The organism is Prauserella sp. PE36 (assembly GCF_003311655.1).
In the GTDB taxonomy this organism is placed as follows: Bacteria; Actinomycetota; Actinomycetes; order Mycobacteriales; family Pseudonocardiaceae; genus Prauserella_A; species Prauserella_A endophytica.
Genome location: NZ_QEQT01000063.1, coordinates 220,168 through 244,118, shown reverse-complemented (window position 1 = coordinate 244,118; position 23,951 = coordinate 220,168). Strand labels below are relative to the sequence as shown.

At 70.9% G+C, this 23,951-nt stretch carries 19 protein-coding genes and 1 tRNA gene; 14 read left to right on the top strand and 6 right to left on the bottom strand.

The genetic code is table 11. The features are described 5' to 3' along the window. The first annotated feature begins 27 nt into the window (after positions 1 to 27). Genes DI005_RS16900 through DI005_RS16885 form a run of 4 tightly spaced genes read left to right on the top strand, consistent with a single transcriptional unit; the run spans position 28 to position 4,860 of the window. Complete coding sequence (locus DI005_RS16900; protein WP_113642752.1) at positions 28 to 2,148, top strand: molybdopterin oxidoreductase family protein; 2,121 nt, start codon at positions 28 to 30, stop codon at positions 2,146 to 2,148. A 40-nt stretch (positions 2,149 to 2,188) separates the two neighbouring features. Beyond that, a complete protein-coding gene (locus DI005_RS16895) occupies positions 2,189 to 3,073 on the top strand; it encodes a hypothetical protein (protein ID WP_112266011.1) in 885 nt (294 codons plus the stop codon). Positions 3,074 to 3,082: 9 nt separating this feature from the next. Then, positions 3,083 to 4,192: a sensor histidine kinase gene (locus DI005_RS16890; RefSeq protein WP_233520165.1), complete on the top strand. Its 1,110-nt coding sequence runs from the start codon at positions 3,083 to 3,085 to the stop codon at positions 4,190 to 4,192. Further along, entirely contained in the window at positions 4,189 to 4,860 is a 672-nt protein-coding gene (locus tag DI005_RS16885; RefSeq protein ID WP_113642751.1) for a response regulator transcription factor, read from the top strand. The genes DI005_RS16890 and DI005_RS16885 overlap by 4 nt, the downstream gene beginning before the upstream one ends. A gap of 402 nt (positions 4,861 to 5,262) precedes the next feature. Here the strand turns inward: DI005_RS16885 and DI005_RS16880 are convergent, their stop codons facing one another. Continuing rightward, complete coding sequence (locus DI005_RS16880) at positions 5,263 to 6,516, bottom strand: flagellar basal body protein FliL (RefSeq protein ID WP_112266017.1); 1,254 nt, start codon at positions 6,514 to 6,516, stop codon at positions 5,263 to 5,265. A 191-nt stretch (positions 6,517 to 6,707) separates the two neighbouring features. Next, on the bottom strand, positions 6,708 to 8,009 hold the full coding sequence (locus DI005_RS16875; RefSeq protein ID WP_113642750.1) for a hypothetical protein: 1,302 nt from the start codon (positions 8,007 to 8,009) through the stop codon (positions 6,708 to 6,710). Positions 8,010 to 8,078: 69 nt separating this feature from the next. Between DI005_RS16875 and DI005_RS16870 the strand changes: the two genes are divergently transcribed. The 3 genes from DI005_RS16870 to DI005_RS16860 are packed head-to-tail and all read left to right on the top strand — an operon-like array spanning position 8,079 to position 13,951. After that, a complete protein-coding gene (locus DI005_RS16870) occupies positions 8,079 to 9,491 on the top strand; it encodes a cyclopropane-fatty-acyl-phospholipid synthase family protein (RefSeq protein WP_112266756.1) in 1,413 nt (470 codons plus the stop codon). Positions 9,492 to 9,533: 42 nt separating this feature from the next. Then, entirely contained in the window at positions 9,534 to 12,704 is a 3,171-nt protein-coding gene (locus DI005_RS16865) for a glycosyltransferase (RefSeq protein ID WP_113642749.1), read from the top strand. Positions 12,705 to 12,724: 20 nt separating this feature from the next. Further along, the gene (locus DI005_RS16860; RefSeq protein WP_228713582.1) at positions 12,725 to 13,951 is read left to right on the top strand and encodes an acyltransferase family protein; all 1,227 of its coding nucleotides are present in this window, start codon (positions 12,725 to 12,727) and stop codon (positions 13,949 to 13,951) included. Here the strand turns inward: DI005_RS16860 and DI005_RS16855 are convergent. Next, the gene (locus DI005_RS16855) at positions 13,893 to 14,900 is read right to left on the bottom strand and encodes a hypothetical protein (protein WP_113642790.1); all 1,008 of its coding nucleotides are present in this window, start codon (positions 14,898 to 14,900) and stop codon (positions 13,893 to 13,895) included. The two genes, DI005_RS16860 and DI005_RS16855, sit on opposite strands and share 59 nt — an antisense overlap. Positions 14,901 to 14,986: 86 nt before the next feature. Here DI005_RS16855 and msrA point away from each other — a divergent pair, with 86 nt between their 5' ends. Continuing rightward, positions 14,987 to 15,646, top strand: coding sequence for a peptide-methionine (S)-S-oxide reductase MsrA (gene msrA / locus DI005_RS16850; protein WP_113642748.1), 660 nt, complete (start codon positions 14,987 to 14,989; stop codon positions 15,644 to 15,646). A gap of 210 nt (positions 15,647 to 15,856) precedes the next feature. Here msrA and DI005_RS16845 read toward each other — a convergent pair whose 3' ends face one another. Continuing rightward, entirely contained in the window at positions 15,857 to 16,474 is a 618-nt protein-coding gene (locus DI005_RS16845; protein ID WP_113642789.1) for a TetR/AcrR family transcriptional regulator, read from the bottom strand. 153 nt (positions 16,475 to 16,627) lie between these two features. Here DI005_RS16845 and DI005_RS16840 point away from each other — a divergent pair, with 153 nt between their 5' ends. Continuing rightward, positions 16,628 to 17,482 (top strand): NAD(P)H-binding protein, encoded by an 855-nt coding sequence (locus DI005_RS16840; protein WP_113642747.1) that lies wholly within the window; start codon positions 16,628 to 16,630, stop codon positions 17,480 to 17,482. A 113-nt stretch (positions 17,483 to 17,595) separates the two neighbouring features. On the opposite strand, the gene DI005_RS16835 is transcribed toward DI005_RS16840, so the two are convergent. Next, a complete protein-coding gene (locus DI005_RS16835; RefSeq protein ID WP_113642746.1) occupies positions 17,596 to 18,201 on the bottom strand; it encodes a lytic polysaccharide monooxygenase in 606 nt (201 codons plus the stop codon). Positions 18,202 to 18,397: 196 nt separating this feature from the next. Further along, positions 18,398 to 18,470 (bottom strand) — tRNA-Gly (locus DI005_RS16830). A gap of 191 nt (positions 18,471 to 18,661) precedes the next feature. On the opposite strand from DI005_RS16830, the gene DI005_RS16825 reads away from it, so the two are divergent. The 5 genes from DI005_RS16825 to DI005_RS16805 all read left to right on the top strand — a co-directional run bounded on the left by DI005_RS16825 (position 18,662) and on the right by DI005_RS16805 (position 23,899). Beyond that, positions 18,662 to 20,287, top strand: a complete 1,626-nt coding sequence (locus tag DI005_RS16825; RefSeq protein ID WP_112266029.1) for a sigma-70 family RNA polymerase sigma factor — start codon at positions 18,662 to 18,664, stop codon at positions 20,285 to 20,287. A gap of 54 nt (positions 20,288 to 20,341) precedes the next feature. After that, positions 20,342 to 20,782: a DUF983 domain-containing protein gene (locus tag DI005_RS16820; protein ID WP_112266031.1), complete on the top strand. Its 441-nt coding sequence runs from the start codon at positions 20,342 to 20,344 to the stop codon at positions 20,780 to 20,782. Positions 20,783 to 20,795: 13 nt separating this feature from the next. Continuing rightward, positions 20,796 to 21,650 carry an Fpg/Nei family DNA glycosylase gene (locus DI005_RS16815; RefSeq protein ID WP_113642745.1) on the top strand — a complete coding sequence of 285 codons (855 nt, stop codon included), beginning with the start codon at positions 20,796 to 20,798 and terminating at the stop codon, positions 21,648 to 21,650. Positions 21,651 to 21,739: 89 nt separating this feature from the next. Further along, on the top strand, positions 21,740 to 23,047 hold the full coding sequence (locus tag DI005_RS16810) for a histidine kinase (protein WP_113642788.1): 1,308 nt from the start codon (positions 21,740 to 21,742) through the stop codon (positions 23,045 to 23,047). 9 nt (positions 23,048 to 23,056) lie between these two features. Beyond that, complete coding sequence (locus DI005_RS16805; protein WP_112266035.1) at positions 23,057 to 23,899, top strand: S49 family peptidase; 843 nt, start codon at positions 23,057 to 23,059, stop codon at positions 23,897 to 23,899. The last annotated feature ends 52 nt before the right edge of the window (positions 23,900 to 23,951 follow it).

Sequence of the window (23,951 nt, the reverse complement as noted above, 5' to 3'; positions counted from 1 at the left end):
GCGCACCGCGCCGCTAGTCTCGATCGCATGGCCACGACCCATCGCCACAGCTGCACGCTCTGTGAGGCCACCTGCGGTATCACGGTGACGGTCGAGCGCGACCGGGTCACCGACATCAGAGGTGACGAGGCCGATCCGCTGTCCAGGGGCTACATCTGCCCCAAGGCCACCGCGCTCGCCGACGTCCACCACGACCCGGACCGGCTGCGCACCCCGCTAGTGCGGTTCGGGGACGAGTGGGTGGAGACGAGCTGGCCCGCCGCGTTCGAGCTGGTCGCCGCGGGGCTGCGCGAGGTCCGCGAGCGGCACGGCAAGGACGCGCTCGCCGTCTACCAGGGCAATCCCAGTGCCCACAACTTCGGCCTGCTCACCTACGGCCTGCCGTTCTTCCGCGCGCTCGGCACCCGCAACCTGTACTCGGCGACCTCGGTGGACCAGCTGCCGCACATGCTCGCCGCGCTGGAGATGTTCGGTCACCAGCTGCTGATGCCGGTGCCGGACATCGACCGCACGGACCTGTTCGTGTGCCTCGGCGGCAACCCGGCGGTGTCCAACGGCAGCATCATGACCGCGCCGAACGTGCGCGCGCGGCTCAAGGCCGTCCGCAGGGTCGTGGTGATCGACCCGCGTCGCACCGAGACAGCGGGTCTCGCCGACGAGCACCTGTTCATCCGGCCCGGCACCGACGCGCTGCTGTTGCTCTCGCTCATCGAGGTGCTGTTCGCCGAGAACCTGGTGTGCACGGGCAGGCTCACGCCGCACCTGGTCGGCGTCGACATCCTGCGAGAGGTCGCCCGCGGGTTCCCAGCCGAGCGCACCGAGCCGGTCACGGGCGTGCCGGCCGAGCGGGTGCGGGCGCTGGCACGTGAGCTGGCCGAGACACCGAGGGCCGTCCTGTACGGCCGGGTCGGCGTGTGCACACAGGAGTTCGGCGGGCTCGCCGCGTGGCTCGTGGTGGTGGTCAACGCGCTCACCGGGCACCTCGACGAGCCGGGCGGCGCCATGTTCACCACGCCGGCGGTGGACGTTCTGCCGCTCGCGGCGCTCACCGGTCACCGGGGGAGCTTCGGCACCTACCGCAGCCGCGTGCGCGGGCTGCCGGAGTTCGGCGGAGAGCTGCCGGTCGCCGCGCTCGCCGAGGAGATCGAGACGCCGGGAGAAGGACGGATCCGGGGGCTCATCACCTCGGCGGGCAACCCCGTGCTGTCCACTCCGAACGGTGCGCGGCTGGAGCGGGCGCTCGACGGCCTCGACTTCATGGTCTCGATCGACCCCTACCTCAACGAGACCACCCGCCACGCGGACGTGATCCTGCCGCCCACCGTCCACTTGGAACGTTCGCACTACGAGCTGGCGCTGGCGAACTACTCGGTGCGCAACGTCGCGAAGTACTCGCCGCCGGTGTTCCGGCGAGGGCCCGACCAGCGGCACGACTGGGAGATCGTGCTGGAGCTGGCCACCCGCGTGCTCGGCGGCGGCGCGCCCGCACGGCTGCTCGGCGGACTCGGCCCGGAGGCCGTGCTCGAGGCCGGTCTGCTCGCGGGCCCGCACGGCCTGCGCAAGCTCCACAAGGGACTGTCGTTGTGGAAGCTCAAACGTGAGCCGCACGGTGTCGACCTCGGTCCGCTGGAACGCAGGCTGCCCGGCAGGCTCGCCACACGCGGCCGGAAGGTCCACCTGGCCCCGAAGTCCTACCTGGACGACGTGCCCCGCCTGCGCGGCCTGCTTGAGCGCGAGCGCACCGGGCTGGTGCTGATCGGCAGGAGGCAGTTGCGCAGCAACAACTCGTGGATGCACAACAGCGAACGGCTGGTGAAGGGCAAACCCCGCTGTACCCTGCTCGTTCACCCAGACGACGCGCGCGAGCGCGGACTCGACGACGGTGACCGGGCGCTGCTCTCGTCGGCGAGCGGGACCATCGCGGTGCCGGTGGAGGTCACCGACGCGATCATGCCGGGCGTGGTGAGCCTGCCCCACGGCTGGGGACATCACCGCGACGGCGTGCGCCTCGGCGTGGCCGCCGCGCACGCCGGGGTCAGCGCGAACGACGTCACCGACGAACGTTTGGTAGACGCGCTGACGGGCACCGCCGCCCTCTCCGGGGTCCCCGTGGAGCTCACTCCTGAGAGGGAGCTCAGCAAGTCCTGAGCGGGAACCGCCGGACCGCGCGGGCGACGACGCTGATGGCATGACCAAGGCACGGCTCATCCTCTGTTACGTCGCGATCGCGGGCGTCCTCCCTTACCTCCTGCTCAAGATCGTCTGGGTCGCCGGGGGCACGCTCGGCGCCACCGACCCCACGTTCCTGAAGGAGCCGGTGGTGATCGCCGGCAATGCCTTCACCGCGTTCATGGACCTCGTCGCGGTCCTCGTGGTGCTCGCGTTCACCTACGACTGGGGCCAGCGCCTGCCCGCCTGGCTCGTGCTGTTCCCGATCTGGGTCGGCACCGGATTGCTCGCCCCCATCGCGTTGTCGAGCCCCGTGATCGGCCTGGACCTGGCGATGGACCCCGGCGACGGGGCCGAGTTGGCGACCTGGGTGACGCCCATGGTCTACGGCAGCTTCGCCTGGCAGGGCTTCACGTTGCTCGCCGCGTTCGTGCTGTACGCGCGGACCCGCTGGCCGCACGTGTTCACCGGCGCCGTCCCGCACGGACCAGTCGGAATCGTGGCCGGTGCGGGAGCGGTGCTCGCCATCGGCACCGGACTGGCCCGTCTGTGGTGGGCGTTCGTGCCCGAGGACGGTGCCCAGCTCGCCACTCGGTTCGTCGACGGCGTACGCGGTGTGCTCGCCATCGCGGCCGCCGTCGCGGTGCTCACGCTGGCGGGTAGGCGGCTGCGTGGTCGCCTCGTGCTGGCCTGGACCGGTTCGGCCACCATGTTCGCGGGAGGGTTCTGGGCGGTGGTCACGGCGGTCGCCATGGCCGGGGACACGGACTCAGCGCATCTGGTGCTGGCGGGCGTCCAGGCGCTCGGCGGCGTCCTGCTCGCCCTCGGCCTCCTGGCTACCGCACGGGGCGTAGCGCCGGAACGCGCTTTTCAGCCGACGCGCGAAGCCGCCGCTCAGGGGTAGCTTCAACGCGTGTTCCCGCCCAGGAAGCTCCTCACCGACGTGATCGGCCCGCTGGCCCTCACCGCCTTCGTCCTGGGCATCACCACCATCGCCGCCACGCAGCAGCCGCATGCCCAGCACCTCGACGTGCTGGGCTACGGCCTGTTGTGCGGTGCGGCGCTGCCGCTGCTGGCGCGCAAGCGGTTCCCGGTCTCCGTGTTCGCCGTGTCGATCGCGTGCGCGCTCGCGTACTACTGGAGTGGCTATCCCGGGGGGCCCGCGATCCTGCTGCCCGCGCTGGCGCTCTACACGGTCGCGCTGGTGCGCGGTCCCCTCGTCGCGAGCATCGCCGGTGCCGTGCTGGTCGTGGCAGGGTACGTGTTCTTCGTGGCCGCCGGGCTCGGCTGGCTGCCCGACGCGAGGGCCGCGGGCCTCGTCGCGGGCGTCGCGGCCGTGATCGGCATCGGCACCGCCGTGCGCAACCGTGGTACAGCGCTCGCCGCGGCCAGAGAGCAGGAGACCGAGCGCCGCGAACGGCTCGCCGAGCAGGAGCGGCTGCGCATCGCCCGCGAGGTGCACGACGTGGTCGCCCACAGCCTCGCCATGATCAACGTGCAGGCCGGGGTCGCCGCACACGTCGCCGACCGCAAACCGGAGCAGGCCAAGGAGGCCCTGCGCAACATCAAGGAGGCCAGCGCGTCGGCGCTCACCGACCTGCGGGCCACACTGGCCGTGCTGCGCACCGGCGAGAACCGGGCGCCCGCGCCGAGCCTGCGGCAACTCGACGAGCTGCTCGACCACGCCAGGACCGCGGGGCTCGTGGTACGGCTGCGCGGCCACGCCGGGGAGCTGCCCGCGCCCGTCGACGCCGCGGCGTACCGGATCCTCCAGGAGTCGCTCACCAACGTCGTGCGCCACGCCAACCAGGCCAGGCTCGTGGAGGTGCGGCTGTCGCGGGCGAACGGCAGTCTGCGCCTGAGCGTGCGGGACGACGGCTCGGGCGCGGCCACCCCGAAGGTCGGGAACGGGCTGCGCGGCATGCGGGAACGGGCCGAGGCGCTGGGCGGCACCGCCGACGCGGGCCCGGTCGACGGCGGGTTCGAGGTCAGGGCCGTGATACCGATCGAGGGGCAGACATGACGATCAGGGTGGTGCTCGCCGACGACCAGGTGCTCGTGCGCGCCGGTTTCCGCGTGCTGCTGGACACCGAGGACGGGTTCGAGGTGTGCGGCGAGGCCTCCGACGGCGAGGAGGCGGTCGCCCTCGCGCGCGAGCACAAGCCCGACGTCGTGGTGATGGACGTGCGGATGCCCGGCGTCGACGGGCTGGAGGCGACCAGGCGGATCGCGGAGGATCCCGAGCTCGCCGACGTGAAGGTGCTGGTGCTGACCACGTTCGACGTGGACTCGTACATCTACGACGCCCTGCGGGGCGGGGCCAGCGGGTTCCTGCTGAAGGACACCGACCCCGTGGAGTTGCTGCGGGCGCTGCGCGTGGTGGCCGCGGGGGAGGCCCTGCTGGCGCCCACCGTCACGCGCAGGCTCATCTCCGAGTTCGTCGGCAGGCCGGAGAACCGCAGGATCGACCCCGCCGCCATCCAGCAGATCACCGACCGCGAGCGCGAGGTGCTTGCGCTCGTCGCGGGCGGGCTGACCAACGACGAGATCGCGGGCGAGCTGTTCATCTCCACGGCCACCGCGCGCACACACGTCAGCCGCATCATGACCAAGCTCGCCGCGAGGGACCGCGCGCAGCTGGTCGTGCTCGCGTACGAGTCGGGCCTGGTCAAGCCCGGCGCCGCTAGCTGACCGCAGTGAAGGCCACCATGCCTGCGTTCAACGCAGTGAAGGCCACCTTGCCTGCGTTCAACGCAGTGAAGGCCACCTTGCCTGCGCCCGCCCGTCTCCCCCCACCACCCAAACGGAGGCGCTCCGCGTCGCTGTGTTCGATCAACGCAGTGAAGGTGGCCTTCACTGCGGCGGGCGGCAGGCCAGGGGGCGTCGGTCGGGGGTCAGTCAGCCGAGCGGCGGGATCGCATGACCTCGCGCGTCACCCTGACCAGGAAAACCGCGGCGATCACGGCGACGAGGGATATCTGCAGCCACATCACGCCTCCTCTCTCCGGGGCCCGATGCTCCGCTCAGAGGGCGCGTGACCGTGGGATGAGGTTGGCCGTGTTGGCCAACCTCACCCGTTCGGCGGTATGAGAGTCAGTCGCCGGTGGTGCTGGGCGGCGCGTGGTTGATCTGCTCGTCGAGCAGGTCGGTGAACACCGGCTCGAGCTGATCGCGGTTCGGACCGGTCACGTCGATGATCACCACGCGCTTGTAGAGCACGTACACCGCGCGGTAGACGCTGTCGGAGCTGGCGTTGCCCGCCCCGAACACCGGAACACCCTGCATCGACAGCTCCCGGACCTCCGGGATGCCGCCTTCCTGCTGGATGACGCCGTACTCCTCCGCGGCCGCGGCCGCGGCGTCCTCGTTGGACACCTCGATCGCGTAGATGCCGATCGTGGCGTCGCCGTCGCGCGTGGTCTTGAGCAGGCCGTCGGTCATCCCGGCGTCGTCGAGCGCCTGGACCATCGACTCCGGCAGCATCTGGTTGGTCCTCAGCTGCTCCAGGTTGAACGCCCCACCGCCGTTGCGCTCCTGGCCGGGCGGGTCGATGATCGCCGACTCGTTGTCGGCGGGCACGGCCTTCGGCGCGGGCGGCTCCGGCAGCGCCGAGCTGGTTGGCTGCGGCGGGGCCTGCGACTGCGAGTTGGCGGGTGGGTTCTGCGCCTGGGGGTTGTCGTTGCCGCCGTTGATGAACAGCGCCCACACGGCGAAGCCGATACCCGCGAGCAGCACCACGCCGAGCACGGAGAACAGCACCTTGCGGCCCGCGCCCGACTTCGACTCGGACTCGAAGGACTCGGGGCCCTGGCTCACGCCCCACTCGGAGCTGCCCTGCGGCGCGATCGGCGGGAAGTCACCTCCACCCCACGGCGGCGTGGCGTCCTCCTGCGCGGCGTTCCACGGCTGCTGCTGGTACTGCTGCTGAGGACCGGCGAACCCGGCGGGAGGGGAGGCGGGCTGCTGGTACTGCTGCTGCGGCTGGGGGAAGCCCGCCGGCGGCGAGGCCTGCGGCGGCCGGGGCTGCTGCGACTGCCAGTTGGGCACGACCTGCGTGCGCTCGCCACCGGCGGCCGAGGGCGGTACGGCCTGCGTGGCTTCCGGCTGCTGCGCTTGCTGGGGCTGTACCGGCTGAGCGGGCTGCTGGGGGGTGCCCTGCGGAGGTGACAGCGGCTCGATGATCTGCGTCGAGTCGGCGTTGCCGCCCTGGTCGCCCTGCGGCTGCTGCTCCGTCGAGGTCACCGCCGACGACAGGATCTGGTCCCGGCGGGTTCTGTACTCGTCCGCGGACAGGCTGCCGGACGCGAGACTCTCGTCCAGCTTGCGTAGCTCTTCCTGCCAGGTCACCCCCGGCCCCCCTTCGGGACAGTTCTGTGCATGCTCGCGTCAGCTCCAGCGAACATCGACGACGAAAAACCGAGGACATTGTGCACCTCGTGTCGGGGGCGCACGGTGGCGACCACCCAGACGTAACCTACTGTGCCGTCGGGTCCGGCACCGCCCGCGACCGCACCCCGATCATGGCTGTCACCTGGTTGTTACCTGGGATTGGCCGCGAGCGCGGCGCCGAGCCGGTGGATCGCGTCGTCGTGCAGCAGCGCGCTCGCGCCGCCGGTGACGATCCGTTCCACGAACTCGACCACCACCACGTCGCGATCGGCGAGCAGCTCGGCGATCTGGTCGACCGAGGCCTCCGCAACGGTCTCGGCGTGCACGACGGCGAGGTCGCGAACGGCGGCCGTGAGGAACGGCGTGGCGAACTGGGTGTAGGAGTCGGCGATCACGCCGACCTTGTCCTCGATCGTGCCTTCCACCGCGTCGCCTCGCTGTTCGACCTCGAGCATGGTGCGGAAGTCGCTCGCGAGGTAGCGCGTCCGGTCCTCGCCGCCGTCGGGGGCGAGCGTGTAGCGGGTGAGCTGACGTTGCTCCTGCCTGCCGAGCATCCGGGGCAGGTCGGCAGGCCACTCCTGCGTGCCGTCCGGCCCCACCTGCCACGTCGCGGTGCTGCCCGGCGCGATCCGCTCGGCCAGCGCGTAGGTCATGGTCAGCCCGCCCGCGAAGTTCCAGTGGCTGTCGATCGCGTCGTACAGCGGTTCCCCGGTCTGCCGCTCGGTGTCGCGCAGGGCGGGGCGCAGGTCGATGGCCCCGGCCTCGGCGGGCACCCGGCGCCAGAACTCGGCCGCCCGCTGCTGCGCGCACTCCTTTCCGAGGTAGCTCTCCGGCAGGTGCTGCGGCATGACCGTCGTCTTGTCGGGCGCGATCACCAGCTCGAACTCCCGGCCCGACGCCTCGACGGCCTCGCGAAGCTTGTTCAGCTGCGTCACGACGCCGTTCACGTCGCGCGCCGGATAGCACCTGGCCTTCACGTCCTCGCCGAGGTAGAGCCAGTTGTCGGTGCCCGAGATCACGTCGGGGAACAGGTCGGGCGGCGTCTCCTGCCGCTCGCTGCCCGGCGAGACACCCACCGTGTCGCGTGCTCCGCCGCCCATGTCGGGCGGGTCGCGGAACACCCCGGTGCTGATGCCGCTCGCCGCGTCGATACCGGCCTCGCGCAACGGCAGGTGATCGGTGGCCCACGCGGAGAGGCCGGTGAAGAAACCCCAGCCGTCGGTGATGCTCGGGAACTCGGCCAGCGCCCTGTTCTCGAACGCCTGCGGCCGCACGCCCAGCACGAACGCGAGCGCCGGGGCGAGGAAGAACACGACCGCGCAGGTCAGGGCGGTGCGCTGACGTGGGCTGTGCCGTGGCCGGTAGAGGCTGTGCTCGTTCGGGAGCCACGATTCCGGCGTGGGTGGAAGGCCCCCGCCCGCGGGCGGGTGCGATCGGGGGCCTGCGGACACGCGCCGTATCGTATCGCCGGGCCGGGTGAACTGGGGGCCGGTTCGGGTCGATCAGTGGAGGGACGCGTGATGCACGGCGTCGACTACGAGCGGCGGCTGGCCGCGGAGCGGGAGACGTTCGCGCAGCAGGTCGATCTGCACGGGAGCCTGCCGGAGTCCGCGCACCGCTGGTCGGCGAGGCACATGCTGCCCAAGCTGAACGCGCTCGGCGTGTCCGGCATCGACCACCTGATCACCGGCGAGATCGCGAGCAGGGCCGCCGGACTGGACCGGGACGCCGTGGTGCTCTCGCTCGGCAGCGGCAACGGCGACCAGGAGCTCGGCTGGTTGCGGACGCTCGCCGACGAGGGCGTGCACAACGTGCGCGTGCGCCTGCTGGAGATCAACACCGACATGCAGGAGCGCGCCGCGAAGGCCGCCGACTCGCTCGGGCTCGCCGACCGGGTGGAGCCCGTGGTCGCCGACTTCAACTCGTGGGTCGCCGACGCCCAGCACGACGTGGTGGTGGGCTACCAGGTGCTGCACCACGTGCTGGACCTCGAACACCTCTACGGCCAGATCCGCGACAGCCTCACGCGCGACGGCGTGCTCGTGGTGCACGACATGATCGGCCGCAACGGGCACCGGCGCTGGCCCGAAGCCCTTGAGGTCGTCGAGCGGATCTGGGCGACGTTGCCTGCCGAGCTGCGCCGCAACGCCATCACCGGCGCCGTCGACGAGGTCTACGCCGACGTCGACTGCGCGGTCGACGGCTTCGAGGGCATCCGAGCGCAGGACGTGCTGCCGGTGCTCCTGCACTACCTGCACCCGGGCTTCTTCCTCGCGCTCGGCAACGTGATCGACCCGTTCATCGACCGGATCTACGGGCACAACTTCGACATGGCCGACCCCGCGCACCGCGCTCTCATCGACCAGCTCGGCACGCTCGACGACACCCTGATCGACCTCGGGATCGTCACCCCGACCCGGCTCACGGCCCTGTTCCACCCCACGCCGCAGCCGCTGCGCGTGCATGGCGAGCGCACCCCGTCGCGGTCGATCCGCAACACCGAGGTGCTCGACCCTGCGGGCCGCGTCTCGTTCGACCCGAGGGGCAGCGACCCCGGCGGCCTTGTCCGCGGAGCCGGTGTGGCGGCGGGCCGGATGAACGGCGTCTTCCACGACGCGTGGGCGGGCCGGACCGTGCGCTTTCCCGTGCTGACCACGGCCGATGTCGCGAGCATCGAGCTGCGCACGTACGTGCCGGAGTGGATGCCGTACACCGGGCAGGTCACCGTGAGCCTGGACGGAACCCCGGTGGGCTCGATCGAGGTCGGGCCCGAACTGACCGAGCGGAGCCTCCCCGTCCGAGTGCCCGCCCACCGCACCGCCGAGCTGGCGCTGAGCGCCGACTGGGCGGTCAACCCGAGCGACTCCGGGCTCGGCGACGACCGGCGCAATCTGGCCTATGTGCTGGTCGGAATCACATTGCGGGAAATCTGAACCTGCCACCGGGGACAGTGTGTGAACCGCTAATCTCCCCGCATGGGTACGGGACCTCGGGGTGAGCGGCTCATCGACTGGACCGGGGAGCGGTGCGTGCCATGGGCCGACGACCTCCAGGTCATCTACGAGCACTACCACCGGTACGCCTTCGCGTTGCGGTTCACCGAGGGCAAGCGCGTGCTCGACCTCGCCAGCGGGGAGGGCTTCGGCAGCGCGCTGATGGCCGCCAAGGCCACGCAGGTCGTGGGCATCGACATCGACGAGACCACCGTCGAGCACGCCCGGCAGCGCTACCCGCTCGGCAACGTCCGGTTCGAGGTCGGCTCGATCACCGACCCCGGCGCGTGCGAGGGCGAGGAGCCCTTCGACGTCATCACGTGCTTCGAGGCCGTCGAGCACGTGCTGGACCAGGACCGGCTGATGGAGCTGGTCGCCAACCGGCTCGCGCCCGGCGGCATCTTCCTGTGTAGCACACCCGACATCGACGTCTACACCCACGACCACGGCAACGAGAACCCGTATCACGTCCACGAGCTGCACGAGGGCGCGTTCCGGGAGCTGCTCGGCGGGCGGTTCGAGCACGTCCTGCTGCTGAAGCAGAACGTCGCCGTCGGTTCGCTGATCCACGACGGCGAGTCCGGTGGCGACAGCGAGACCTACACGCTGAGCAGGCGTTCCGCCGACGACTGGTCGGTGGACCGCGGCGCCCCGCACACCTACTTCGTCGGCATCGCGTCGAACCGGCCGTTCGAGGTGCCGCACACGTCCGTGCTGGTCGACCCGAAACTGACCCTGGTGCGCGAGGCGCGGGCAGGCGAGATCGCGGGGCTCGCCGACTCGGTGAGCACGTTGGAGGCCCGGCTGCGTGAGCGCACCGCCGCCGTCGAGGACGCCGAGGCCAGGGCGCGGACGCTCGAAGGGGAGCGGGACGAGGCGCTGGCCCAGCTGCGCCGCGTCAACGAGTGCTACCGCAAGGCTGTCGAGGAGGGCGACCAGCTGCGCCGCAGGGCCACCCGCGACGCGGCGAGGCTGAGCTGGCTGTCGGACAACCTCGGCACCCTGCGCCAGACCGTCAACCACCTCGCGGGGGAGAACGCCAGGCTCTCCGCCGAGCACTCGGAGCTCGCCCAGAAGCTGCTCGGCCGTTACCGCTCCGCCGTCGAGAAGCTCGCCCCTCGCGGCACCCGCCGCCGCGACGCCTACGAGACCGCGCTCGGCAGGCAGCCGGGTCCGGTCGTCCCCGCCGAGGACGTGCCGGGGCCGGTCGCCGTCACCACCAGCGACGAGCCGATCGTCTCGGTGGTGATCCCGATCTACGGCAACTGGGCCTACACGCGCCGGTGCCTCGAGTCGATCGAGGTGCACCTGCCGATCACGCCGTTCGAGGTCATCGTCGTCGACGACGCCTCGCCGGACGACACGGCCGACCGCGTCGCCGGGTGTGCGGGGGTGCGGCTCGTGCGGGCGCAGCGCAACCTCGGCTTCATCGGCGCCTGCAACCTCGGCGCCGAGCACGCGCGCGGCGAGCTGGTCATGTTCCTCAACAACGACACCGAGGTGCGGCCCGGCTGGCTGGACAAGCTGGTGCAGGTCTTCGACAACGACGCCTCGGTCGGCCTCGCCGGGTCGAAGCTCGTCTACCCGGACGGCACGCTGCAGGAGTCCGGCGGCATCGTCTGGCGCGACGGCAACGGCTGGAACTACGGCAGGGGCGCCAACCCGGACGAGCCGCGCTTCCGCACGATGCGCGACGTCGACTACTGCTCGGGTGCCGCGCTGCTCGTGCGCCGTGACCTCTTCGAGCGCGTCGGCGGTTTCGACACCCGCTACGCGCCGGCGTACTACGAGGACACCGATCTCGCCTTCGCCGTGCGTGCGGCCGGCTACCGCACCGTCGTGCAGCCGGAGTCGGTGGTCGTGCACCACGAGGGCGTGTCCAACGGCACCGACACCGGCTCCGGCGTCAAGCGGCATCAGGAGCTCAACCGCGCCGTGTTCGCCGAGAAGTGGGCGAGCGCGCTGGCCGGCCACCTGCCCGAAGCGAGCCCCGGCAACCTGTGGCTCGCCCGCGCCCGCGGCGCGCACGGCCACCGTGGCGGGCTCGTCCTCGTCGCCGACCACCAGGTGCCGCGCACCAGAGAGGACTCCGGCTCGGTCCGCATGGCCCGGCTGCTCGACCTGCTCGTCGACCTCGGCGAGCGCGTGGTGTTCTTCCCCATGAACGGCGCGATCCCCGAGGAGTACACGGCGCCGCTGCACCGCAAGGGCATCACCGTGATCGCCGACCAGGGTCAGCAGGAGGAGTTCGTGCGCGACGCGGGCAGCGCGCTGCGGCTCGCCGTGCTGTCCCGGCCGCAGGTGGCGTGGCGGTTGCTGGAGCCGCTGCGCCAGCACGCGCCCGGCTGCGTCGTCGCCTACGACACCGTCGACCTGCACTTCCTGCGCCTGCAGCGGCAGGCCGACCTCGCGGCCCAGCTCGGTGACAGCGCGGAGCGCGACACGCTGAGCAGGCGGGCCGAGGCGCTGCGGGAGATGGAGCTCGGCCTCGCGCGCGCGTGCGACGTGACGCTCGTGGTCTCGGAGGTCGAGCAGCGGCTCCTCGCCGAGCTGGTGCCCGCCGCGAAGGTCGAGGTGCTGTCCAACGTGCACGAGGCCGATGTCGCGAGGACCGCCGTCGAGGGTCGCTCGGGCGTCCTGTTCGTCGGCAGCTTCGACCACATCCCCAACCGCGACGCCGCCCGCTGGCTCGCCGAGGAGATCATGCCGCTCGTGCGGCGGCGCCACCCCGACGCGGTGGCGCACATCGTCGGCAGCAACCCGCCGCCGGAGATCGGCGAGCTCGCGCGCGACGGCGTCGTCGTGCACGGCTGGGTCGAGGACCTGGTCGCACAGTACGAACAGGCCCGCGTTGTGGTGGCTCCGCTGCGCTTCGGCGCCGGGGTCAAGGGCAAGGTCGGCGAGGCGCTCGCGCGCGGCGTGCCCGTGGCCGCGACGGCGCTCGCGGCCGAGGGCATGCACCTGGTCGACGGCGAGGAGGTGCTGCTCGGCGAGACCGCGGCGCAGCTGGCCGAGCGCATCGGCACGCTGCTCGCCGACGACGCGTTGTGGCTGCGGATCTCGGAGGCAGGCAAGGAGGCCGTGAACCGGCGGTTCGGGCCAGGCGTGGCCCGCGAGACGCTCGCCGGACTGCTGCGGGAGCGCGCGGACTGACGACGGCATCGGGGGGACGAGTGGCCGGCACGGGCAAGCGGCGAAAGCTGAAGGAGTACGCCGACCCGAACATCGGGTTCGCGTGGCTGCGGCTGTTCGGCGCCATCACGGTCGTGATCGACCACAGCTCGCCGCTCGTGCACCCCGAACGGCTGACGGTCTTCCCCGCGAGCTGGCAAGCCTCCCCCGGTTACGTGGCGCTCATGGGTTTCTTCGCCATGAGCGGCTGGCAGATCAGCGACAGCTGGGAACGCGACCCGTCGTGGTGGCGGTTCAGCGGACGGCGCCTGCTGCGCATCCTGCCGCCGCTGCTCGCGGTCGTGTTCGTCACGACGCTCGTGATCGGCCCGCTGTTCACCAGCCTCTCCGTGGGCGAGTACTTCTCCGACCAGCAGACCTGGCGTTACCTCGTGGGCACGTCGCTGCTGTTCCTCCTGCAGCACCTGCTGCCCGGCGTGTTCGACGACAACCCGTACCCGTGGTCGGTCAACGGTTCGCTGTGGACACTGCCGATGGAGATGGTGGGCTACGTCCTCGTGCTCGTGGTCGGCCTGCTGGTCGCGTTCGGCGTGACGCGTTACGTGGTGCTGCCGGTGCTGGCCGGGCTGATGGTGCTGGACGGGATGTTCCAGGCGACGTTCGGCTTCCAGGGCAACGCGGGCTCGCTCATCGAGGTGCCGATCGGCTCGATGGTGTCCTTCATGGTGCCCTTCGCCATCGGCATGGTGATGCACACGTTCCGCGACCGGATCCCACTCAAAGGGCCAGCGGCGATCGTGCTGTTCGCGGGCTGGATCGCGGCGCACTGGACCCCGCTCGACCGGTACCTGCTGGCGATCTCGGCGAGCTACGGCGCGATCGTGATCGCCCACCACTGGCCGACGTGGTTCCGAGCCGACGGCAGGCTCGTCTTCGGCAGCTACGGGCTCTACATCTGGGCGTTCCCGGTACAGCAGATGATCATCGCGGCGGGGGTGCGCGACCAGTGGGTGCTGATGGCGCTCGCGGTGCCCGCCGCCTACCTGTGCGGCGTGGCCTCGTGGTGCCTCGTGGAGGCGCCGACCCAGCGCGGGCTGCGCAAATACCTGGTCAAGCCCAAGCCGCCCGAGCGGCCACAGCAACCGAGGCCACCCACGCCCCGGCCCCGGCCGCGTCCACCGAGCTTCGCCGAGGCGGACACCGTCCGGTTCAGCCCAGTGGCAAGGCCGCACGCAGGTCGGCGACCGCCTTCGATGCGAGTTCGCTGAGCCGCTCGGCGGAGGAGTCCGCGGTGGGTTGTGAGACCCACAGGTTCACCGCCGTGTCGCCCGAGGCGTACCAGGTGCCGTTGAGCGTGCGTTCGCCGAGCTCGCCGGACATGGTGTCCTGCGCGGTCTCGTCGGAGAAGCCCGCGCCGAGCATCAGCTCTCGCATGTCGTTGACCACGGTGTTCGCGGCGGCAGCGTTCTCCAGCGGGATCACGAGCATGAAGTACGCCGTGTCGCCGTCGGTGGACGCGCGGTAGACGATCTCCTTCGCGCCGGCGTCGGTGAAGATCTTGCCGGAGGACTCGGGGTAGAGGCCCAGCTCCACCCCCTTCGCGATCGACATCGTCGAGTTGTCGGTGTTCTGCTCGCCGGGCAGCACGGGCAGACGGTCCTCCAGCGCGACCTCGGCGGGCGGCGCGGGGCTCGACGACGGCGCGGTGTCGCCCTGCGCGGAGCCGCCCGGCCCGCCGATGCCGCCGAGCCACCACGCACCGCCGATCACGGCGGCGAGCGCGAGGAAGACCCCGAGCGAGATGTACAGCCACGTGCGCCTGCGACCCCGGTTCTCCGGGGGCGGGGGTGACGCGATCAGCGGCTGGGCCTGCAACCTGCTCATCGGCATGGTCAGCTCGGTGTCGGCCGGGCTGGGCGCCGTGGTGGGCCGCCCGTTCGACAGCAGCGACGCTGGCGTGACGCGGGGTGGCTGTTGCGGCGCGGGCGGCTGCGGAGGCGGCTGCGTGGCCTGGTGTGCGTCGGCGGCCGGGTTGGCGGCCTGCCACTGCGGGGCGCCGCCACCGACCTCGGCGCGTGGCGAGGCGAACGGCGACACCACCGGGTTGCCCGAGACCTCCGCGAGGATGTCCTCCCGGCGCCGCCGATGCAGATCATGGGAGATCGTTCCGGCGGCGAGCTCGGCGTCGAGGCGACGCAACTCTTCCTGCCAAGTCATCCAGGACCCCCTGACCAACACGAGCGAGCGCATGCACAGTATTGCGTCACCCCTTTGAAGGACATTCTCTCGCCTAGGATTGACTCATGTCGTGGTTCGGTCGAGACAAGATGAGGCTCGTGTCCGCCGAGGAAGCCCTTCCCGGTCGCGCCGAGCCGCTGCGGACGCCTGACCTGCACGCCGTGTTCCCCGATCGCCGGATCAAGCCCCCGTTCCCGGAGGGCCTGCGGACGGCGGTGTTCGGGCTCGGCTGCTTCTGGGGCGCGGAACGCCTGTTCTGGCAGACGCCGGGCGTCTTCTCGACGGCTGTCGGCTACGCGGGCGGGCACACGCCCAACCCCACGTACGAGGAGGTCTGCTCGGGCCTGACCGGGCACACCGAGGCGGTGCTCGTGGTCTACGACCCCGCGCAGGTGTCCTACCAGCAGCTGCTCAAGGTGTTCTGGGAGGGCCATGACCCGACCCAGGGCATGCGTCAGGGCAACGACCTCGGCACCCAGTACCGCTCGGCGGTCTACTACGCCGACGACACCCAGCGCCAGGAGGCCGAGGCGTCGCGCGAGGCGTTCCAGTCGGCCCTGCGTGCGGCGGGCCATGGGGAGATCACGACAGAGTTGGGCCCGCTCGGTGAGTTCTACTACGCCGAGGACTACCACCAGCAGTACCTGCACAAGGTGCCGAACGGCTACTGCGGCCTCGGCGGCACGGGCGTCTCCTGCCCGGTGGGGCTGGGCGTCGGCGAGTAGCGGGGCTGCGGTGACCGGCGGCTGGGGCGATTGCGGGCTGGTCGGCGTGTCGGATCCGAGCGGTTTGGCGGGCGACCGTGGTCCGGTCGCGCTCCACAGGGTGCGGGACGAGCCGGATCGGCAGACCGCGCGGCGGTGCGGTCGGTGGTCACCTGGCGTCGCGTACCGAGCTCGACCAGGATCTGATCGAGGAGGATGTGAACGGCTTCCTCACCGAGGCGGGCATCGGCTCGTTGACGGGTCTCCGGCGCCCGCCAGGATGCCGTCGAGTAGGTACGTGGTGCGGCGGTCGTAGTCGTCCCGCCGCGGGCGCGTTCCATGCTTGAGGGCGAGTGCGTTGTCGTGGAGCAGTGCCTGCAGGTCGTCGGCCGTCAGCTCGGGCCGCAGTGCGCCGGAGGCCCGGCCTGCCGCGATGAGTTCCTCGTTCATCTCGGTGCCGACCCGGCAGATCTCCATGAGGCTCGGCGAGTCGGGGTAGGTCTGCAGCATGGTGTCGACGACGGCGGGCTGGCGGTACTGCAGGTCGCGGATTGCGGTGACGTAGTACGCCAGCCGTTGCCCGGCGTCGGCGATGGACCGGGTGCGGTCGATGATGGCGTGCAGCTCGGCTGCGACGACCTCTTCGATGACGGCTTCGATGAGGCCGATCCGGCCGCCGAAGCGGTTGAAGATCGTGCCCTTGCTCACCCCGGCCACCTCGGCGACCGCTTCCAGTGGCACCGAGAGACCACGGCCCTGGAAAGCGCCGATCGCCGCACGGCGGATCTGCTCGGCGTTGCGCTTGGCGTCGGCGCGCAGCCGAGGCTCGGAAGGTGCCGCATCCGCCATCGTCTGCACCACTCCCGCCTCGCCACCGTAATTTGACTTCGTGAGTCAGTTTACCTACCGTGACCAGGGAACGCTAAATTGACCTGCCAGGTCAATTTATCGGGAACGCCGTACGCCAGGTCGGATGCGGGTACGCAGGGAAAGGCCGCAAGCATGATCGTTGTCACCGGGGCCACCGGGGGTTTGGGCGGGGCCACCGTCGAGCACCTCCTCAAGCGCATGCCCGCCGACCGGATCGGCGTCAGCGTCCGTGATGTCGCCAAGGCGCAGCACCTCGCCGACCGCGGTGTCCGCGTGCGGCAAGGTTCGTATGAGGACCCGGCCGCATTGCGGGAGTCGTTCGCCGGTGCCGAGCAGGTGCTTCTGGTGTCCGGCAACGATCCGTCGGCCGATCTGGTCAGCCTGCATCGCAACGCCATCGAGGCGGCCGTCGCGGCCGGTGTCCGCCGGATCCTCTACACGAGTCAGCAGGGCGCTGTTCCCGGCAACCCGTACCCGCCGTCAGCCCTTCACGTCGCCACCGAGGCGATCCTCGCCGAGTCACCCGTCGCCTGGACGGCGCTCCGCAACGGCGCCTACGGCCCGCTCGACCAGGTGCTCGGCCCGTGGCAGGAGACCGGAGAGATCGCCCAGCCTGCGGACGGTCCCGTCCCGTATACCGACCGGGACGACATAGCGGAGGCCACGGCGGTCATCCTCACAGGTGACCGAACCTTGGACGGCCCCGTCGACCTCACCGCGCCGACCGCCGTCACCTTCGCCGATGTCGCCGGGATCGCCTCTGCTCTCACCGGCCGCCCGATCACGCGCGTCGTGCCCGGCGACGAACAGTGGGTCGCCGACCGGATCGCACGCGGTGCCCCGGAGCAGCTGGCCCGACTCCTGCTCAGCTTTTATCGGGCCAGCCGAGCCAACTACTTCGCGGAGGCCAGTCCGCTGCTGGCCGAACTCCTCGGCCGCGAACCCGCCAGCGTCGCCAACCGGCTCGCAGCCGACATCACCGCCTGAAGCGCTTCGCCGAACAGCGCGGGTCACCCAACCGCAGTGAAGGCCACCATCACTGCGTTCAACGCAGGCAAGGTGGCCTTCACTGCGGTTGGGGTTGGGGTTGGGGCTCGGGCTCAGCTGAAGGTCACGTCCGAGCACGCGTAGAAGGCGTTCGCCGTGTCGGCGACGTCCCAGACCGCCAGCACCATGTGGTGGCCCGACTTGCCCGCCGGCAGCCGGCCCGTGTGGTTGACCGTGGTCGGCGGGCGCTGGCCGCCGAAGTCGACCGTCAGGAACGGCTCCGGTTCGAGCTGGGCGCGCGTGAGCGGCTGATCCGGGTTCCAGCCGTTCTTGGTCACGAAGTAGCGGAACGTCGACGTGGCGTGCGGGACCTTCAGCGTCCACTCGAACTCGAAGTTCTGTCCGCTCGGCATCGGCGTTCGCGGCCACGGCTTCGCCTGATCGTCGAGCTGGGCGAACTGGTCGTTGCCGCCGGCGCAGATCTTGCCGTCGGCGGGACCCGCCGAGGGGAAGCCCTTCGGGCCCTCCACGCTCTGCGGCTCCCACTGGATCGGACCACAGTCGCTCACCGCGCCCTGCTGGCAGTGCAGTGAGCGACTCGGCGGGTTCTGCGTGTAACCGTGACCCGACGCGCTGGGCGCCAGAGCGACGGAGGCGCCGAGCGGAATCAGGCCCAGTGCGGCGATCGCCGCCGCGCGGCGGGTGCGGGTGCCGGACATCGTCCTCTCCTCTCACCGGAAGCGATGTCGGCGATTTTCCCTCAGCTCGCAGATTGGTGTAGACCACTAACCGGAGCAAAGGGGAGACGCGACGCTTCGGCAGATTGGTCCATACCAAGTGCGAATGGAGCAGTCCATTGGCCGGGCCGGGGCAGCAAAAAAGCTCCCCCGCGCGGGGGAGCTTTGAAAGAGTGAGAGCGGACGACGGGACTCGAACCCGCGACCCTCACCTTGGCAAGGTGATGCGCTACCAACTGCGCTACGTCCGCCTGCACCGCTTTCCGGTGGTGCCCGCACAGTCTATACCGACCCCGATCCGGGGTTGCGAGGCACCCGCCCATGCCTGAATGTGGGCATTTGGTCACGTCCGTAGTACAAGGGGTGACGGCGCTGCCGTGGCTCCGTATGGTGTTCAACGTTCAACCGAAAGGGCTACGGCCCAGAGGGGGTGCCTGGCTGGATGGACCGTGCGGTTTCCGGATCCGATGAGCCGGCACTGCTCGCCCGACTGCGTTTCGGCGAGGATGCCGCGTTCGGCGAGCTGTTCGAGCTCCATGCGGCCGCCGTGCGCAGGCTCGCCCGTGGTCTGGCCTCCGACGCGTCGGAAGCCGAGGACATCACCGCCGAGACCTTCTTCCGGGTGCTGCAGGCCGTGCGCAGGGGCAACGGCCCCCGCGACAACGTCCGCGCGTACCTGCTGACCGTCGCGCGCCGCGTGTCGTGGGAGTGGCACGGGGCCCGCCGCGACGTCCCGGTGACCGACGACGAGCTGACCAGCCGGGCCGGCGCAGGCGCCGATTCCCAGAACCGCACCGCCGAGGCGACGCTCATCACGCGCGCGTTCTCCACCCTCCCGGAACGCTGGAAAACCGTGCTGTGGCAGACCGAGGTCGAGGGCGTTCAGCCCGCCAACGCCGCCGCGCACTTCGGCCTGAGCCCCAACGCCACCGCCGCGCTCGCGCGCAGGGCCCGGCTCGGCCTGCGCGCCGCGTACCTGCAGGCCCACCTCGCGGTCAACCGGAGCTCCGACGGCTGCCGCACGGTGATGGAGAAGCTCGGCGGCTACACCGCGGGCAGCGTCACCGGCTCCGAGGCCCGCAAGATCAAGACTCATCTCGGCACCTGCTCGTCGTGCCGGTCGACCCACGACGAGCTCATGGAGGTGTGCTCGTCGCTGCGGGCGCACGCCGGCGTCATCGTGCTGCTGGTGCCCGGCGTCGGCCTCGCCGTCAGCGCCGGGTCGGGCGCGGGCACTGTCGGCGGGGTGAGCGCCGTCAGCGGCGCGGCGGGCACCATCGCGAGCGGGGCCGGTGGCGGCATCGGCGGCTCCGCGCTCGCCGCGGTCGGCGCCAACGTCAAGCTCGGGATCGCGCTCGCCTCGACGGCCGCGATCGGCGCGGTCGGGGTCGCGGCGGGCCCGGTCGACGACGGGATGCAGGACCCGATCGGGTTGCCGAGCGACGGCAACGCCGTCGAGCTGCAGATCGCGGAGTCCACTTCGGATCCCCTTTCGCCGCTGCCGTCGACCGAGCCGGGCAGCCGGTCCTCCGACCCCGGCGCTCCTCAGCAGGGCAGGCCGGAAGCCGGGCCCGTCCTCCGGGAGGTGGAGCCGGTCGGTCACCAGGGCGTCACGGAGTACTCGTTGCCTCCCGGCGCGGAGATCGCGAGCGAGGCCAGCCAAGGTCGGTCGCGGGGCAAGAGCACGGAGCTGCCCGGCACCCACGTTCCGCCGGGGCAGGCGAAGGACAAGCCTCGCAGCGACCTGCCCGGACAGCCCCGGTCCACCACCGGCACGCCGCTGTCCACCACCGAGACGTCCGGTCCTGGCTCGTCGAAGCCGGAGAAGCCCGCCAAGCCGGAGAAACCCTCGAAGACCGAGCCGCCTTCGAAGACCGAGCCGCCTTCGAGGTCGTCGGGACACTCGACGTCGCCTGGGCTCACCACGTCGCCGCCTGAGTCGACCACGACACCATCCGGGACCATGCCGTCCTGCCCGAGCGGACCGCCGGCCTGGGCGCCCGCCAACGGTCACCACCACTGGGCGTGTGAACGACAGCAGCCGGAAGCGGGCTTCCCGCGCGGCTGAAGATCACGGTAACGTCTCAGAGGAACGTGCTCGGGCGGGCTTGCGGAGGAAGCGATGAACCGGCTGGTCCGGGGTTCTGACGGCCGGGAATGGATCATTCGCGGCCAGATGGAGTGGCGGCGCCCCGCCACGGCCGACGACTTCGAACACGACGTCGCCGCGAGCTACGCGCCCGGCGTCGTCATGGCGGCGGTGGCCGTCGCGCTCGCCGTCGTGCTCGTGGTGTGGATGCCCGACGACGTCCGGGTGCCCTCCTGGGTGCCGCTGGCCGTCGTGCTGGTCGCCCTGTTCTTCCCCCTGCGCTGGGTGCTGCGCAGGCCGTGGACGGTCGTCGCCGAGACCGAGGGCGACGTCACCGGCGAGCGGCCCTCCGAGCGCTGGGTCGGCACCATCCGGGGGATCTTCACCGTGCGCGGCGAGATCAACCGGGTCGCCAAGTCCATCGCCCGGCACGACCTGCCGGATTTCGAGGGGCCGCTGCACCCCGTCGAGTAGCGTGGAGTGAGCCATGCCCGAGTTACCGGAAGTCGAAGCGCTCGCGTACCACCTGCGGGAGCACGCCGTCGGCCGCACCGTGACGAGGGTGGACGTCGCCTCGCTCAGCGTGCTCAAGACCGTCACCCCGCCGTGGACCGAGCTTCACGGCCGGGAGGTGACCGGCGCGGGCAGGCACGGCAAGCACCTCGACCTCGCCTGCGGCGACCTGCATCTGATCGTGCACCTCGCGCGGGCAGGCTGGCTGCGCTGGTCCGACTCGCTCTCGCCCGCTCCGCCGCGGCCAGGCGGGAAGGGGCCGATCGCGCTCAGGGTCCACCTCGGCGGCCCCGGCTTCGACCTGACCGAGGCGGGCACCAAGAAGGGTCTCGCGGTGTGGATCGTGCGGGACCCCAAGGAGGTCGACAGCATCGCGCGGCTCGGCCCCGATGCGCTCGACCTCGACCGAGACGGACTGGCGAAGCTGCTGAAGGGCCAGACGGCGCGACTCAAGACGGTGCTCACCGACCAGCGCGTGCTCGCCGGCATCGGCAACGCATACTCCGACGAGATCCTGCACACCGCGCGCCTCTCGCCCTACGCGACGCCCGCGAAGCTCACCGGCGAGGCGATCGACCGGCTCGCCGAGGCCGTCCGCGAGGTGCTCACCGGCGCCGTCGAGCGCTCGGTGGGCCAGGACGCCGCCCGGCTGAAGGGCGAGAAGCGCTCGGGGCTGCGCGTGCACGCACGTACGGGACTGCCGTGCCCGGTGTGCGGAGACACGGTCCGCGAGGTGTCCTTCGCCGACAAGGCGTTCCAGTACTGCCCGACGTGCCAGACCGGCGGCAAGCCCCTCGCCGACCGGCGCATGTCCCGACTGCTCAAGTGAGTGGCAACGGTGTGTGACAACCCGCAGTCGCGAATTACGCACAGAAAGTGTACGGCTAACCCTTGCATGGGGGCCGTGGAGCGCAGAGCATTGACGCCGTGTCCGGGCTGCTGACCACTCAAGTCATCCCATGGGGTGTCGCCGTGGTCGCGGTCGTCGTACTGGTTGTCGTTCTCATCAAGAACCGCAAGCCGAGCGGCGCCATCGACGACGCCGCCATCGACGACGCCGTCCTCGAAGCCGTGTACCTGATGTCCAAGGCCCCGCTGGAGCTGCGCGAGGGCCTCGACCAGGCGGTCGCCGACAAGGTCACCACCCGCCTGCTCCAGCTGCTCAAGTGCATCGCGGTGGGCATCACCGACGGCGAGGGCACGCTGCTCTCCTGGGACGGCGAGGCCAACGACCACTACGTCGACCTCGTCGACACCATCGGCACGGCGATCCGCAAGCACCGCCGCGAGGTCGTCTCGCACGACAAGATGCCCTGCAACCACCGCGGTACGTGCCGCATGCGCACCGCGGTGATCGTGCCCCTGATCGTCGAGGGCAAGACCGACGCCGTGCTGATCGTCGTGGGCCGTACGCGCGGCAAGCGCATCGTGCACATGGCCGACGCCGTCGCCCGGTTCGTCGGCACCCAGCTCGAGGCGGCCAGGCTCGAGGAGACCAAGCACCAGCTGCACCAGGCCGAGATCAAGGCCCTGCGCGCGCAGATCTCCCCGCACTTCGTCTACAACGCACTGAACACGATCTCCTCGCTCATCCGGACCGACCCGGAGGAGGCGAGGGAGCTGCTGCAGGACTTCGCCGACTTCACGCGCTACTGCTTTCGCACCGAGGGCACGTTCACGACGCTGTCCGACGAGCTGCGCAACATCGACCGCTACCTGACGATCGAGAGCGCCCGCTACGGCGGCAGGCTCAACGTGCGGCTCAAGATCGCGCCCGAGGTGCAGTCGGTGGTCGTGCCGTTCCTGCTCATCCAGCCGCTCGTCGAGAACGCCGTCAAGCACGGCATCGCCAACAAGCCCGGCGGCGGCACTGTCACGGTCACCGCGCAGGACTACGGCACCGAGGCCGAGATCAGCGTCGAGGACGACGGCGTCGGCATGGATCCCGAGCTGCTCGACGGCATGCGCGACTCCCGCAGCAGCGCTCACATCGGCCTGACCGGCATCAACCGCCGCATGAGCCAGGTGTTCGGCAACAAGTACTCGCTGATGGTCGAGACCGCTCCCGGCGCGGGCATGAAGGTGACCATGCGGGTGCCCAAGTTCGTCAGGGGCGTGCGGCCGGACATGCTCAAGTTCGCCGCCGACGTCCCGGCCCAGCCGGCGAGGCGCAACGGGTCCACCGCCCGGTCCGCGTTGCCGACCAGCACCCCCAAAGCTGGCTAGTGTGGGGGCATGGGTACGACGACACAGCGGCTGACCTCCCGCCTGCCGATGATCGGTGACAAGACCGACCGCAAGGACGTGGTCGCCGTCGTGAAGCTGCACGGCGTGATCAACCCACAGCCGACGCCGCTGGCGAGAGGAGTGATCAACCTCGCCGCGGTGGAGACCGCGCTGACCAGGGCCTTCGATCATGATCGGCTCAAAGCGGTCGCCCTGCAGATCAACTCTCCCGGCGGCGCGCCGACGCAGTCGGGGCTGATCGCGGAGCGCATCCGGCAACTGGCCGACAAGAAGAACGTGCCGGTGCTCGCGTTCGCCGAGGACCTCGCCGCCTCCGGCGGGTACTGGCTGGCGTGCGCCGCCGACGAGATCTTCGCCCACCGGACCTCGCTGGTCGGCTCGATCGGCGTGATCAGCGGCGGCTTCGGGTTCACCGGCCTGCTCGACCGGTTCGGCGTCGAGCGCAGGTTGTACACGGCGGGCAAGAACAAGTCGAGGCTCGACCCGTTCAGCCCGGAGAAGCCCGAGGATGTCGAATGGCTCGGCAAGCTCCACAACCAGCTGCACGAGATGTTCGTCGACTGGGTCCGCGAGCGCAGGGGCGACCGGCTGACCAGCGAGGAGGATCTGTTCACCGGTGACGTGTGGCTCGGGGCGAAGGCGCAGCGGCTCGGCCTCGTCGACGGGATCGGCAGCCTGCGCGACGTGCTCGGTGAGCGCTACCCCGACGCCGAGATCGTGTTCGCCGAGCCGAAGAAGCCGCTGCTCGCGCGACTGGGCATCGGAGCGCCCGCCGCGGCGCTGCTCGACGCCGTGGAAAGCAGGGTCGCGTGGTCACGATTCGGCCTGTAGGCGGCGGTTTCCCCCGCTCGCGGTGTAGACATTGGACGCTCGCTTAGGCAGG

Bases quoted from the DNA above. Each gene is read 5' to 3' on its own strand.
- DI005_RS16900 (WP_113642752.1), top strand. From the start codon at position 28: ATGGCCACGACCCATCGCCACAGCTGCACGCTCTGTGAGGCCACCTGC.
- DI005_RS16895 (WP_112266011.1), top strand. From the start codon at position 2,189: ATGACCAAGGCACGGCTCATCCTCTGTTACGTCGCGATCGCGGGCGTC.
- DI005_RS16885 (WP_113642751.1), top strand. From the start codon at position 4,189: ATGACGATCAGGGTGGTGCTCGCCGACGACCAGGTGCTCGTGCGCGCC.
- DI005_RS16870 (WP_112266756.1), top strand. From the start codon at position 8,079: ATGCACGGCGTCGACTACGAGCGGCGGCTGGCCGCGGAGCGGGAGACG.
- DI005_RS16865 (WP_113642749.1), top strand. From the start codon at position 9,534: ATGGGTACGGGACCTCGGGGTGAGCGGCTCATCGACTGGACCGGGGAG.
- DI005_RS16855 (WP_113642790.1), bottom strand. From the start codon at position 14,900: ATGACTTGGCAGGAAGAGTTGCGTCGCCTCGACGCCGAGCTCGCCGCC.
- msrA (WP_113642748.1), top strand. From the start codon at position 14,987: ATGTCGTGGTTCGGTCGAGACAAGATGAGGCTCGTGTCCGCCGAGGAA.
- DI005_RS16845 (WP_113642789.1), bottom strand. From the start codon at position 16,474: ATGGCGGATGCGGCACCTTCCGAGCCTCGGCTGCGCGCCGACGCCAAG.
- DI005_RS16840 (WP_113642747.1), top strand. From the start codon at position 16,628: ATGATCGTTGTCACCGGGGCCACCGGGGGTTTGGGCGGGGCCACCGTC.
- DI005_RS16835 (WP_113642746.1), bottom strand. From the start codon at position 18,201: ATGTCCGGCACCCGCACCCGCCGCGCGGCGGCGATCGCCGCACTGGGC.
- DI005_RS16825 (WP_112266029.1), top strand. From the start codon at position 18,662: ATGGACCGTGCGGTTTCCGGATCCGATGAGCCGGCACTGCTCGCCCGA.
- DI005_RS16820 (WP_112266031.1), top strand. From the start codon at position 20,342: ATGAACCGGCTGGTCCGGGGTTCTGACGGCCGGGAATGGATCATTCGC.
- DI005_RS16815 (WP_113642745.1), top strand. From the start codon at position 20,796: ATGCCCGAGTTACCGGAAGTCGAAGCGCTCGCGTACCACCTGCGGGAG.
- DI005_RS16805 (WP_112266035.1), top strand. From the start codon at position 23,057: ATGGGTACGACGACACAGCGGCTGACCTCCCGCCTGCCGATGATCGGT.